The 12,827-nt window shown below is 50.7% G+C and carries 11 protein-coding genes; 4 read left to right on the top strand and 7 right to left on the bottom strand.

The genetic code is table 11. The annotated features are described in order from the left end of the window. Positions 1-47: 47 nt before the first annotated feature. The 6 genes from ACJHXA_RS04400 to yeiP all read right to left on the bottom strand — a co-directional run bounded on the left by ACJHXA_RS04400 (position 48) and on the right by yeiP (position 6,880). Positions 48-1,604 carry a cyclic di-GMP phosphodiesterase gene (locus ACJHXA_RS04400; RefSeq protein ID WP_000470594.1) on the bottom strand — a complete coding sequence of 519 codons (1,557 nt, stop codon included), beginning with the start codon at positions 1,602-1,604 and terminating at the stop codon, positions 48-50. A gap of 180 nt (positions 1,605-1,784) precedes the next feature. Further along, a complete protein-coding gene (mepS, locus tag ACJHXA_RS04395; protein WP_000241012.1) occupies positions 1,785-2,351 on the bottom strand; it encodes a bifunctional murein DD-endopeptidase/murein LD-carboxypeptidase in 567 nt (188 codons plus the stop codon). Between the two features lie 411 nt (positions 2,352-2,762). Next, entirely contained in the window at positions 2,763-3,476 is a 714-nt protein-coding gene (gene lpxT / locus ACJHXA_RS04390) for a Kdo(2)-lipid A phosphotransferase (RefSeq protein ID WP_000594599.1), read from the bottom strand. A gap of 38 nt (positions 3,477-3,514) precedes the next feature. Beyond that, positions 3,515-4,501 (bottom strand): zinc-binding GTPase YeiR, encoded by a 987-nt coding sequence (gene yeiR, locus ACJHXA_RS04385; protein WP_000198822.1) that lies wholly within the window; start codon positions 4,499-4,501, stop codon positions 3,515-3,517. A gap of 117 nt (positions 4,502-4,618) precedes the next feature. Further along, positions 4,619-6,085, bottom strand: a complete 1,467-nt coding sequence (locus tag ACJHXA_RS04380) for a mannitol dehydrogenase family protein (protein ID WP_000848214.1) — start codon at positions 6,083-6,085, stop codon at positions 4,619-4,621. A gap of 222 nt (positions 6,086-6,307) precedes the next feature. Beyond that, positions 6,308-6,880 (bottom strand): elongation factor P-like protein YeiP, encoded by a 573-nt coding sequence (gene yeiP, locus ACJHXA_RS04375; protein WP_001136827.1) that lies wholly within the window; start codon positions 6,878-6,880, stop codon positions 6,308-6,310. A gap of 154 nt (positions 6,881-7,034) precedes the next feature. Here yeiP and ACJHXA_RS04370 point away from each other — a divergent pair, with 154 nt between their 5' ends. Then, the gene (locus tag ACJHXA_RS04370) at positions 7,035-7,289 is read left to right on the top strand and encodes a YkgJ family cysteine cluster protein (RefSeq protein ID WP_001349348.1); all 255 of its coding nucleotides are present in this window, start codon (positions 7,035-7,037) and stop codon (positions 7,287-7,289) included. Here the strand turns inward: ACJHXA_RS04370 and setB are convergent. After that, a complete protein-coding gene (gene setB, locus ACJHXA_RS04365) occupies positions 7,286-8,467 on the bottom strand; it encodes a sugar efflux transporter SetB (RefSeq protein ID WP_000551969.1) in 1,182 nt (393 codons plus the stop codon). The two genes, ACJHXA_RS04370 and setB, sit on opposite strands and share 4 nt — an antisense overlap. A gap of 367 nt (positions 8,468-8,834) precedes the next feature. Between setB and fruB the strand changes: the two genes are divergently transcribed. The 3 genes from fruB to fruA are packed head-to-tail and all read left to right on the top strand — an operon-like array spanning position 8,835 to position 12,611. Continuing rightward, positions 8,835-9,965, top strand: coding sequence for a fused PTS fructose transporter subunit IIA/HPr protein (gene fruB / locus ACJHXA_RS04360; protein ID WP_000487257.1), 1,131 nt, complete (start codon positions 8,835-8,837; stop codon positions 9,963-9,965). Beyond that, positions 9,965-10,903: a 1-phosphofructokinase gene (gene fruK / locus ACJHXA_RS04355; RefSeq protein ID WP_000091263.1), complete on the top strand. Its 939-nt coding sequence runs from the start codon at positions 9,965-9,967 to the stop codon at positions 10,901-10,903. The genes fruB and fruK overlap by 1 nt, the downstream gene beginning before the upstream one ends. Positions 10,904-10,919: 16 nt before the next feature. Beyond that, complete coding sequence (gene fruA / locus ACJHXA_RS04350) at positions 10,920-12,611, top strand: PTS fructose transporter subunit IIBC (RefSeq protein WP_000854469.1); 1,692 nt, start codon at positions 10,920-10,922, stop codon at positions 12,609-12,611. Positions 12,612-12,827: the final 216 nt, after the last annotated feature.

Raw genomic sequence — 12,827 nt, 5'->3', positions numbered from 1 at the left:
CAATCCGGCATGCTTTCACTATGAATAATAAGGGACGTAAGCACACCTTACCACTGCGGCGTATACGGTTTCTTCAGCCAGCGAACAAAATCGTCCAGCGGTAACGGGCGACTAATCCAGTAGCCTTGCATGAAATTAACGCCGCGTTCGCTTAGCCATCGCGCTTGTTCCGGCGTTTCGACCCCTTCAGCAACCGTCAGCATATTGAGGCGTTTCGCCAGCGTCAGCACCGCGTCAAGTACGGGTGAAGTGATCGTTTCCGTACCGATGGCGTTGATAAATCCACGGTCAATTTTCAGATAATCGAGCGTAAAACGCTCAAGATAGATAAGCGCGCTGTGCCCGGTGCCGAAGTCATCAATAGCAATTTCTACGCCTACCGAGTGCAGCCAGGCGAAGAGTTGTGTGGCTTCTTGCTCTTTCAGCATATCGCGCTCGGTAATTTCCAGCACAATCTGGAAATGGTGTGCGGGTAGGGAAGTGAGCAGTTTCTGGATATCTGCTTTAAAGCTTTCGCTGTGCAGATGGTCCGGCGCAATGTTAATGCCAAATTTGACGCCTACCGGCAGCACTTTTTCTAATTCTGCGGCATCGCGGGCAATTAACTCAAACAGATGCTGAGTCAGCGGCACAATCATCTTTTGCGATTCGGCAAAGTTAATGAAGGCATCCGGGGGAATTTCTCCCGCGACAGGATGCCGCCAGCGTAGCAGTACTTCCAGGCCCGTTACTCGCAAAGCTTGTGTATCCACCACCGGTTGATACGCCACGTAAAATTGTTCGCGCTTGATGGCGGTCATGATTTCTCTGCCGGGGCGCATACGTACGCTCATCAGGTAATAGCAGAGCAGGCCAACGACAGTTCCACTCATGCCGCCCAGTAAAAATGCGTACCACACATCGTTCCATGTCCAGTCATCTGCATAAAGCCGAACGGTCAGAGGAATGCCCGCAATTTTAGTTTCACGGACTGGCATGTCGGTTAATTCGTTAACGTTCATCAAACGTGAAGAAAAGGTAGATAGCGCAGTATTGCCAATAATGAGGGCGACGCCATCGTAATCTTCCTGCCGTGAACTATAAAAGAGTGAAGGCGTCAGGTTGAGATTCAGAGCGGCAAAGACGCCGCTATTTTTCAGCAAAGGGTTGCGATACCAGATGACGATTGCGGGTTTGTTCGGCACCATCGGCGTGCCGGGTAAGATCGCCATATCGACATTTTTATTAATGTCGAGCGCCGGAATCAATTCATTGAGTGGAATGTCCATCTCACCGGTCGCAGATGAACAGAATGTTTTTTTATCTTTCACCAGCACAAACGTACGGACATTCATGCTAAACGCCGCGCGGGCGGTCAGTTCGGGGTTAGCCTGCTGGCAGGTATCTAAGGTCAGCGGCTGGAGCCGGTCAGTAGTGGATTTCAGGTCGGCAAAATAGGTATCGAGATACTTTTGTACGTCGGTAATCAGTGTGTCGTATTTGACTTCGTGCTTATGCCAGGCCACTAAAAACTGAAGGCAACTCACCAGTATCGCAATCATCACGCCTGCAACAATGCAGGTAAGCAGGAGCTTACGTCCAGAATTGGGAGCGCGTATGAACATGATTCCGTTAATTTCCTGAAATTACGACAACATTTAAAAGATAACAATGACCGGACTATAGCCTGGATCAAGACGCGGAAACATCATTTTCTCTGATGAATGAAAACAAAAAAGCACTGCCTAAGCAGTGCTTTCAGTTAACTCGTTAGGATAGCCAAGGGATTGCATCCAAACGGTTTATTAGCTGCGGCTGAGAACCCGGCGTGCTTCGTTGTAACGCTTCTTCCAGTACGGTTCATTCATGCTGGAAATAATAACACCACTGCTGGTGGAAGCATGGACAAACTGATTGTTGCCGATATAAATACCGACATGGCGTCCCGTTGAACCGGCACGGAACAGAACTAAATCACCCGTACGCAAATTACTGCGGGAAACAGATTTACCCATTTCCTGCTGTTCGTAAGTCGAACGTGGAAGTTCTAAGCCAAATTGCTCACGGAATGTACGCTGTACGAAACCAGAACAATCGATACCTTTTTTAGTGCTGCCGCCCAGACGATAACGTACGCCTTTCCAGTCAGCATACTGATCCATAATTCGCGATTTTACGTCGACATTACGAACCAGGTTTTCAAATTCATCCTGAGAAGCTTGCAGTGATGATGTTTCACTACCCACTACACGTGTCTCAGGATGCATATTCTTTGCGGTGTTATTTGCACTACATGCAGAAAGCAGAACCGCTACTGCAATCGCGGGGATCCCGCGCAAGATATATCTCAAAATCGGTTGAGATTTGACCATGTTGTTTGTTTTCCCTTGAAGTCCTTAACGACAAATATCGTTATAAAAAAATGCCAAGCGACACGAGACTAATTACCTGGGCATGTTGAAACAATTCCTTAAGGCCAAATCTGTGGACTAACGCACAAAATTATATGCTGTGAGGATAATCTACCGCCGAGGCAAAACGAGTTCGAGATTACCCGATTGGTGCGGTCTTGGCGAGCGGTTTTACATGATTTTTTATAAGAAAAAGTGATACAGAAAGTTAATAAGCGGGATTGGTCAATTAAAGTACGATTGAGTGAAACGCATGCAATCCATTCATTTACTTAGAGAATGATTTTTGCGCGCGATGGATGAAAGCACGGTGCGCATCATCAGGATTATCCTCACTATAAAAATAAACCTGATGATGTTAATTACTGTGAGTTATTTGTTTTGGAAATGTTTGTTTTTTCCCGGTAGTGATTTGTCAAAAAAGGTGATTAATCGATCACTTAATGGCGTCAGCAACACCCAGGGCAAACCGATCAATATCACGGTCATCGAACCGACAATGATGTCAGTAAACCAGTGTGCGCCAATCATTACTCTGGGAAACGCAAAAACCACAAAAATAATAAGGGCGATAAGACCTGCAACTTTGCCGAAATAACGCCACATGAATGCCGAAAAAATAAGCAGCATCATGCCGTGATCGCCGGGAAAGCTATCTCGTGAGGCATCTTTCGTGGGAACAGAGAGCAGTTCGCTGACGCGGTTAATGTCGGTAAAAGTCAATGTTGGGCTGGCCCGTTTTACAGGAATTAATGCCTGACCCAGCTGGTTTAATACCACTGCAGTTAATAGCATGACCAGACCAATAATCACGATACGTCGTCTGCCTGGGGCGTTTTCTTTCAGCCAGAAACTCAGCATCAACATACCCATCGCCAGCAGTGAACAACCGTCGAAGGCGCGATTGTTGGTCAATGCAACCAGCCACAAAAAGGCCTTACTTTCGACCAGTTTCTGATTAAAGAAATAAAAAATATCCGCATCAATCGGCAACCAGAATCCATGATTAACGGGAATATACCAGGAAAGAAACAGCGCGAGGCCGACAATATTCAACAACACTATTTGCGGCAAATTTTTAATCATATTTTCTCTAATTATCTTACTGAAAAACGCAGGCAACCTTACGCGGTAGTCGCTAAACGAAGCTTCAACAGCGCGCTCTGCAAAGCATTCCAGTCAGCTTCGCTGCTGGAAATCAGCTCAATACGACTGTCCGGTGGCGCAACGTTTTGCGTTTCAATGTGCAGGTCATCGCCCTGACGGTTGATTCGTACCAGCCCTTCGGGAATACGCAGCACGCCTTTGACGCGTTCCACCGGTGCAAGTCGCGCCCATTCCAGAATGCCAATGGTGTCGAATACCGTATCAGCGTCGAATATCCAGCCGCAGGCCTGATATCCTTGCCCGCTGTTCAGACTGCGACGCCAGCGTTGATGCTCTGGCAGGCTTAACGCTGCTAACCCTTTTTTCACGACATGCTGATGAGAATGCGCGGCGCTGGCGGGCAACTCGGCTAAATTGCGACGCGGCAAATCCAGAAGATGACCGTCAACTTTCCCATGCTCACTGTGAATTAATTGTCGATCGCCACCATTTTGCTGCCACCAACGCTGTAGCGCTTGCTCACTTTCGGGCGTCGCACGGTCGGATTTATTGGCGACAATGATGTCTGCGGCAGCCAGCTGGTCACGGAAGTTTTCATTGCTGGCGCTTTTTTCGTCCAGCAGCAAGCGCGGATCGAGAATGCACAAGGTGGCGCGCAGATCTATCCACGGTTCATAGACTGGTGCGGTTAACAGATCGAGGATCTGTTTCGGATGGCCCAGCCCGGTCGGCTCTATCAACAAGCGGTCTGGTTTTCCCTGACGCAGTAAGGTATTCAACCCTACCTGCATGGGTAAACCATTAACGCAGCACATGCAGCCGCCGGGGATCTCTTTCAGCAATGCGCCGCTATCGGCGAGCAAAGCACCATCAATTCCGACTTCCCCAAATTCATTAACCAGTACCGCCCATTTTTCGTTGGGATCTTTATGGGCTAACAGATGAAGAATCGACGTGGTTTTCCCGCTGCCGAGAAAACCGGTGATGAGGTTGGTCCTGGTCACAACGGCTCCGCAATACTCTGGTAAGTTAACTGAGCGTTAATCCTGGCTAAAAAAGGCAGAAAAGAGAAGGGGAGAGCGGACGAAGGTGAGCTTCATCCGCTTTAACCGCAGAAATCGTTAAATTTTGAGGGTGTTTAATAGCGCCTGATGTGCGCCGAATTGTACGATTTGTTGCCAGGCTTGTTCGATGGCCTGCACAAAATGCGGGTTATCTGGCAGATCATCACCGAAAACTTCACGCAGGGAAAGCAGGGCGGTTACGCGTTGTTCACTGCTGCTGCCCGCAACAAGTTCGCGAATTTTATCGCTAAGCGGATCGCGAACATCAATGGCATTTCCGGCATCATCAACGCCGCTGACGTAACGCATCCAGCCAGCAACGCCTAATGCCAGCAACGACCAGTCCGTTTCGCACCCCAGATGTATGCGAATACCTGCCAGCATACGTTGCGGTAATTTCTGGCTACCATCCATTGCGATTTGCCAGGTCTTATGTTTCAGCGCCGGATTAGCAAAACGTGCAATTAACTTGTCCGCATATTGTGTTAAATCGACATCTTTAATTTGTAGTGTCGGCGCTTGCTCATTCAGCATTAATGTTCTGGCGGCATGGCGAAATGCGCGATCCTGCATGCAATCACTGATATGGGCGAATCCTGAAAGGTAACCCAGATAAGCGAGAAAAGAGTGGCTGCCATTAAGCATACGCAGTTTCATCTCTTCCCATGGCAGGACATCATTCACCATTTGTACACCTGCGACTTCCCAGGCAGGACGCCCAGCGACGAAGTTATCTTCCACTACCCACTGGATAAACGGTTCGCAGCTAATCGCGCAGGGATCATTTACCCCCAGATGCTGGCTGATTTCTGCCAGTGATTCGTCGGTTGCAGCCGGAACAATGCGGTCGACCATGGTTCCCGGAAAACTGACGTGTTCTTTTATCCACCCGGCGAGTTCTGGCGAACGTTTTTCTGCCATTCCCAGCACCGCGTTTTTCACCACATGGCCATTGTCGGGAATATTGTCGCAGGAGAGCACGGTAAACGGTGTAAGGCCGCGCTCACGGCGGCGTTTCAGTGCTTCGACGAGAATACCCGGTGCGGAGTGAGGTTCTTCAGGGGTTTGTAGATCGTGAATAATCCGCGGATTACTGGTGTCGAGTGCACCGGTGGCCGGGTCAATACAATAGCCTTTTTCGGTAATCGTCAGGGAAACAATTGCCACCTGTGGCTCGCAAAATTTCTCAATAATTGCCGCTAAGGAATCCAGTTTTGCATTAAGGCATTCGTGAACGGCACCGACAATTATCACCTGATTGCCGTCCGCACCTTTTTCCAGCACGGTATATAAATGGTTCTGTGCGCGGAGCTGGCTCATCAGTTGATCACCGCTGAACAAGCTGATTTCACAGATCCCCCAGTCGCCGCCCTGGGCATTCAGCACACGATCGGTCAGTAACGCCTGATGAGCGCGGTGAAAGGCGCCAAAGCCAAAATGAACGATACGTGATTGCAACTGCTGGCGATCGTAGCGTGGAGCGTGTACATGATGCGGGAGCGTAACGGAGGCAATTGTCTTCATAGGAGTCACGTCTTAGTAACGATAAATTAACAATGACAGTGTAAAGTTATATGACAGCAATTGAAATTGGTCTGGATTGTTAATGCGATGAAGTGTGAGGGCGATCAATCAACGAGTGAAAATTGAGGGCGTAAGGTGTTCAGGAAGCGCAAAATAGAAGATTGGTATAATAAATTAAAAAAGGGACAGCCTGAGCTATCCCTTTTCTGCATGCGGCTGAAGTTAGTCAGCACGCCCCATATAACGGCGTTCTTCGATATGGATACGAATTTTTTCGCCCGGGCTTAAGTATTCTGGTACCTGAATCACCAGACCAGTGCTCAATGTCGCCGGTTTGTTACGGGCGCTGGCAGATGCCCCTTTGATGCCTGGTGCGGTTTCAACGATTTCCAGATCAACGGTCTGCGGCAGCTCAAGCGCCAGCAGTTGACCGTCCCAGGTCAGCACCTGCATGTCCGGCATGCCGCCCTCTGGCATAAACAGCAACTCTTCTTCAATCTGATCTTTGGTGAAGGTATACGGGGTATAGTCTTCTTTATCCATAAAGACATATTCGTTGCCATCGACATAGGAGAAGTCAACGTAACGGCGGGTCAGCGTCACGGTGTCAACGATATCATCACCTTTGAAACGCTCTTCTACTTTCAGCCCGGTACGGACATCAGAAAAACGCATTTTGTACAGCGTAGCGGCACCGCGGGCAGTGGGCGACTGAATATCAATATCCTTAACCAGCAGCAGTTTGCCGTTGTAATTCAGTACCATACCTTTTTTAATTTCGTTCGCTCTTGGCATCGAAAAATTCCTGTAGTCGAAAATGTCAAAAATATCGCGACAAAGTACTCGCGACGGGCCTTTCGGGCAAGTGGTATTCGCACTTTTGCTGGTGCAAAAAAGGTGGTACTGTGCGCGCTCATCAATCCGGTGGTTAACCTTAAGAGAACAACGTATGAAATGCCGTCCGGGTTGCGGGGCGTGTTGCACTGCCCCTTCAATTTCCAGCCCTATTCCCGGTATGCCAGATGGCAAGCCCGCCAATACGCCCTGCATTCAGCTTGATGAACAGCAACGCTGTAAAATTTTCACCTCGCCACTGCGACCGAAAGTCTGTGCAGGCTTACAAGCCAGCGCTGAAATGTGCGGTAACTCGCGTCAGCAGGCCATGACCTGGCTTATCGATCTGGAAATGCTGACCGCGCCTTAAACATCTTTAATCCGCAGTAAGCAAAACAGAGTGGCGATAATCATCACCATCGCAAACCAGAACACAGCGTGATAATTCCAGATCTCGGCGACGATGCCCGCCACTGATCCTGCGATGATCCAGCCCACGCGCGACGTGTTGGTATAGAGCGTGGTGGCTGAACCCGCCTGACCGGGCATCAGATCCTGAAAATAGAGCATCCCGATGCCGCCCAGAATGCCAATAAAAATAGCATTTAGCAGCTGCAAGCCCAACAGAATGACAGGTGAATGCGCCATCAGCATTCCTGCGTAAAAACAGACGCCACCCACGGCAGCAACGCGCATTAAGAAACGCTTACCCAGACGTTTGGCGAAATATCCGGCAATCAACATCGTCGGGATTTCCAGCCCGGCGGCGGTCCCCATCATCACACCGGCCAGTTTCTCGGGAAGATGCAGTTCGTTGATAATAAATAGCGGCATGTTGATGATGTACAGGCTGTTCGAGCCCCACATCAATGTACAAATGACAAACAGCAGCAGCGTATCGCGACGGTTACGGCGCGGCGCTTCGATCGTGCCGGTCGCCAGCGGAAGCTCTTTTTGCATCGACGGTAAAAACAGCCACACCATCACACCGCAAACAATAAACGCTACCGCTGCGCTCAGATACATTACCGTAAAGCTGAAACCCATCGCTAAGGCATAAGCCAGCGGTGGGCCAATGACCCATGCCAGTGAAACCTGAGCGCGTAAAAAAGAGCTGAACATCACCGCCTCACGTCCGGTTTTGTCGGCATGTTCACGGGCAAGGGCAAACATTTGCGGGTTAGCGGTCGAGCCAAAGCTGCTAAGAAAGACGCCAACGAATAGCAAAACAAAGTAGTTGCGATTCCAGGCAAAAAGGGTGCAGGCCAGCACGCCTAACAGGCAGCAAAAGACAATCAGCGATTTGCGATCGCCGCGCTTATCAGAGCGCCCGGCGAGAAACTGACTTACCAGAATCCCAATGACAGCGCTGCCGGTAAAGAAGAATCCCACCATCGCCGGACGAGCATGTACTTCATCAGTAAGAAAAATACTGAGTGTCGGGGTTTGCAGAGCGCCCGCAATACCGGTGAGAAAGGCAACGATTAAAAACGCCGTCGAGGTCAGGTCAAACGATTTCGCGCTGGAGACTGCGGGGGAGTTATGCATGCTGGTCGATCACTGGAAGAGGAAGACGCGGAGTTTACGCTGCTTGTCAGAAAATAAACAGACAGCGAAATCAAAAGCGCCACGAATAATCAAAATGCCATTTCACTGTTGCTGATTGGCTGCTGACGCTGCTGAAATGAAATTGCTGATAACGGATTTTCCCATCAGCAATTAGGAAAAATGGCAAAAAATTGTGCAGCACATCAAACTTTTGCTCATAACTTTACGGCTTTCCTTGCGTGCTGAAACAGAAGTATTATGCTTTCTTGAAACGTTTCAGCGCGATCTTGTCTTTAACCCTAAGCCAGGTTGGCGCTTTTTTTCTCATAGAGGCTGAATCGTTTCAATTCAGCAAGAGAGGAGAACTATGTTCCAGTTATCCGTACAGGACATCCATCCGGGCGAAAAGGCCGGAGACAAAGAAGAGGCGATTCGCCAGGTCGCTGCGGCGCTGGTGCAGGCCGGTAATGTAGCAGAAGGCTACGTCAATGGCATGCTGGCGCGCGAACAGCAAACCTCAACGTTCCTCGGCAATGGTATTGCTATTCCACACGGCACTACCGACACCCGCGATCAGGTGCTGAAAACCGGCGTTCAGGTATTTCAGTTCCCGGAAGGCGTCACCTGGGGTGACGGTCAGGTAGCGTACGTGGCAATCGGTATTGCTGCCAGCTCGGATGAACATCTGGGCCTGCTACGCCAGCTGACCCACGTACTGAGCGATGATTCCGTTGCTGAACAACTGAAGTCAGCAACAACAGCAGAAGAACTTCGCGCATTACTGATGGGCGAAAAGCAGAGTGAGCAGCTGAAGCTCGACAACGAAATGCTGACGCTGGATATCGTCGCCAGCGATCTGCTGACTCTTCAGGCGCTGAACGCTGCGCGTCTGAAAGAGGCGAGGGCAGTTGACGCCACTTTCGTCACCAAAGCCATCAATGAACAACCGCTGAACCTCGGACAGGGTATCTGGCTGAGCGATAGCGCCGAAGGCAATCTGCGTAGCGCGATTGCGGTAAGCCGTGCGGCAAATGCTTTTGATGTGGACGGCGAAACGGCAGCCATGCTGGTGAGTGTGGCGATGAATGACGATCAGCCCATCGCGGTTCTTAAGCGTCTCGCTGATTTATTGCTCGACAATAAAGCTGACCGCTTGCTGAAAGCGGATGCGGCAACGTTGCTGGCGCTGCTGACCAGCGATGATGCGCCGACCGACGACGTGTTAAGCGCGGAGTTTGTGGTGCGCAATGAACACGGCCTGCATGCTCGTCCAGGTACCATGCTGGTCAATACCATTAAACAATTTAACAGTGATATTACCGTGACAAACCTTGATGGTACCGGCAAACCGGCAAACGGACGTAGTCTGATGAAAGTTGTGGCACTTGGCGTTAAGAAAGGTCATCGCCTACGCTTTACCGCCCAGGGTGCAGATGCTGAACAGGCGCTGAAAGCAATCGGCGACGCTATCGCTGCTGGTCTTGGGGAGGGCGCATAATGAGCAGACGTGTTGCTACTATCACCCTTAATCCGGCTTATGACCTTGTTGGTTTCTGCCCGGAAATTGAACGCGGCGAAGTGAACCTGGTGAAAACCACCGGTCTGCATGCGGCGGGTAAAGGCATCAACGTGGCCAAAGTATTAAAAGACCTGGGAATTGATGTCACCGTTGGCGGCTTCCTGGGTAAAGACAATCAGGATGGTTTTCAGCAACTGTTCAGCGAGCTGGGCATTGCCAACCGTTTCCAGGTTGTACAGGGGCGCACCCGAATTAACGTTAAGCTGACGGAAAAAGACGGCGAAGTGACCGACTTCAACTTCTCGGGTTTTGAAGTCACCCCCGCCGACTGGGAACGCTTTGTGACTGATTCTCTGAGCTGGCTCGGTCAGTTCGATATGGTCTGTGTCAGCGGAAGCTTACCGTCAGGCGTCAGCCCGGAAGCGTTCACCGACTGGATGACTCGCCTGCGTAGTCAGTGTCCTTGCATTATCTTTGATAGTAGCCGTGAAGCGTTAGTAGCAGGTTTGAAAGCGGCACCGTGGCTGGTGAAACCTAACCGCCGCGAGTTGGAAATCTGGGCAGGCCGTAAACTGCCTGAAATGAAAGATGTGATTGAAGCTGCACATGCGCTACGTGAACAAGGTATTGCGCATGTTGTTATTTCACTGGGTGCCGAAGGCGCGCTTTGGGTTAATGCCTCCGGCGAATGGATCGCCAAACCACCGTCAGTCGATGTCGTAAGCACCGTTGGCGCAGGGGATTCTATGGTTGGTGGCCTGATTTATGGCTTGCTGATGCGTGAATCCAGTGAACACACACTGCGTCTGGCGACAGCTGTTGCAGCCCTGGCGGTAAGTCAAAGCAATGTGGGTATTACCGATCGTCCGCAGTTGGCCGCAATGATGGCGCGCGTCGACTTACAACCTTTTAACTGACAGCAGGAGAGGCATAATGAAAACGCTGCTGATTATTGACGCTAATCTCGGTCAGGCACGCGCCTATATGGCGAAGACCCTGCTGGGCGCGGCGGCGCGAAAAGCAAAACTGGAAATCATCGACAATCCGAACGACGCAGAAATGGCGATTGTTCTCGGTGATTCCATCCCGAATGACAGCGCGCTGAACGGTAAAAATGTCTGGCTGGGTGATATTTCCCGGGCAGTTGCGCACCCTGAGCTGTTCCTGAGTGAAGCCAAAGGCCATGCGAAACCTTACACTGCGCCGGTCACTGCGACAGCACCGGTTGCCGCCAGCGGTCCGAAACGCGTAGTTGCGGTGACTGCTTGCCCGACTGGCGTAGCACACACCTTTATGGCGGCTGAAGCCATTGAAACCGAAGCGAAAAAACGTGGCTGGTGGGTGAAAGTTGAAACCCGTGGTTCTGTTGGCGCGGGTAATGCAATCACTCCCGAGGAAGTAGCCGCAGCGGATCTGGTGATTGTGGCGGCAGATATCGAAGTGGATCTGGCGAAATTTGCTGGTAAACCGATGTATCGTACCTCTACCGGTCTGGCGCTGAAGAAAACCGCGCAGGAACTGGATAAAGCGGTTGCTGAAGCAACGCCGTATGAACCGGCGGGCAAAACTCAAACGGCGACCACTGAAGGTAAGAAAGAGAGTGCAGGCGCTTATCGTCACTTGCTAACGGGCGTCTCTTACATGCTGCCGATGGTCGTTGCTGGTGGTCTGTGTATCGCGCTTTCTTTTGCTTTTGGTATCGAAGCGTTTAAAGAGCCGGGTACGTTGGCAGCGGCGCTGATGCAGATTGGTGGTGGTTCAGCCTTTGCGCTGATGGTGCCGGTACTGGCAGGTTATATTGCCTTTTCCATTGCCGATCGTCCGGGCCTCACGCCGGGTCTGATTGGCGGTATGCTGGCGGTCAGCACCGGTTCTGGCTTCATTGGTGGTATTATTGCGGGCTTCCTGGCTGGTTACATTGCGAAGTTAATCAGTACGCAATTGAAACTGCCACAGAGTATGGAGGCGCTGAAACCGATCCTGATCATTCCGCTAATTTCCAGTCTGGTGGTCGGTCTGGCGATGATCTACCTGATCGGTAAACCGGTTGCTGGCATTCTCGAAGGGTTGACTCACTGGCTGCAGACCATGGGGACTGCGAATGCGGTTCTGCTGGGGGCGATCCTCGGTGGCATGATGTGTACTGACATGGGCGGTCCGGTAAATAAAGCAGCGTACGCATTCGGTGTGGGTCTGCTGAGTACTCAAACCTATGGCCCGATGGCGGCGATTATGGCGGCAGGTATGGTGCCACCGCTGGCAATGGGCCTGGCAACAATGGTGGCGCGTCGCAAATTCGACAAAGCGCAGCAGGAAGGTGGCAAAGCCGCTCTGGTACTGGGACTGTGCTTTATTTCGGAAGGTGCAATTCCGTTTGCTGCTCGTGATCCGATGCGTGTGCTGCCGTGCTGTATCGTGGGTGGGGCGCTGACTGGCGCAATCTCAATGGCGATTGGTGCGAAACTGATGGCACCGCACGGTGGTCTGTTTGTTCTGCTGATCCCTGGCGCTATTACGCCGGTATTGGGTTACCTGGTAGCAATTATTGCCGGTACGCTGGTGGCGGGTTTGGCCTATGCCTTCCTGAAACGTCCGGAAGTGGACGCAGTAGCGAAAGCAGCGTAATAAAAGGTGTGTTACAGGGCAGAAATTTCCTGCCCTGTATCATTGGATGAGCGCAAAGGGAATGACCGGTTTGTAAATGTAATTTTATGAATTTAAATGGTTTTATCTTTCAGTAGAAACCTGAAACGTTCATCAAACACTAAGGTTATTTCCTCAAGGGCAGATTATTTTCTGCCCTTTTTTAGTGTTCCTGTTCTGTGCATCCCGTCACAAATT

The organism is Escherichia sp. WS33 (genome assembly GCF_046486385.1).
Lineage (GTDB): Bacteria > Pseudomonadota > Gammaproteobacteria > Enterobacterales > Enterobacteriaceae > ECMA0423.
Note: the sequence above shows the minus strand (reverse complement) of the source record. Positions and strands in the feature narration are given on the sequence as shown.

Coding starts and splice junctions, on each gene's coding strand:
- ACJHXA_RS04400 (WP_000470594.1), bottom strand. CDS start 1,604: ATGTTCATACGCGCTCCCAATTCTGGACGTAAGCTCCTGCTTACCTGC.
- mepS (WP_000241012.1), bottom strand. CDS start 2,351: ATGGTCAAATCTCAACCGATTTTGAGATATATCTTGCGCGGGATCCCC.
- lpxT (WP_000594599.1), bottom strand. CDS start 3,476: ATGATTAAAAATTTGCCGCAAATAGTGTTGTTGAATATTGTCGGCCTC.
- ACJHXA_RS04380 (WP_000848214.1), bottom strand. CDS start 6,085: ATGAAGACAATTGCCTCCGTTACGCTCCCGCATCATGTACACGCTCCA.
- yeiP (WP_001136827.1), bottom strand. CDS start 6,880: ATGCCAAGAGCGAACGAAATTAAAAAAGGTATGGTACTGAATTACAAC.
- ACJHXA_RS04370 (WP_001349348.1), top strand. CDS start 7,035: ATGAAATGCCGTCCGGGTTGCGGGGCGTGTTGCACTGCCCCTTCAATT.
- setB (WP_000551969.1), bottom strand. CDS start 8,467: ATGCATAACTCCCCCGCAGTCTCCAGCGCGAAATCGTTTGACCTGACC.
- fruB (WP_000487257.1), top strand. CDS start 8,835: ATGTTCCAGTTATCCGTACAGGACATCCATCCGGGCGAAAAGGCCGGA.
- fruK (WP_000091263.1), top strand. CDS start 9,965: ATGAGCAGACGTGTTGCTACTATCACCCTTAATCCGGCTTATGACCTT.
- fruA (WP_000854469.1), top strand. CDS start 10,920: ATGAAAACGCTGCTGATTATTGACGCTAATCTCGGTCAGGCACGCGCC.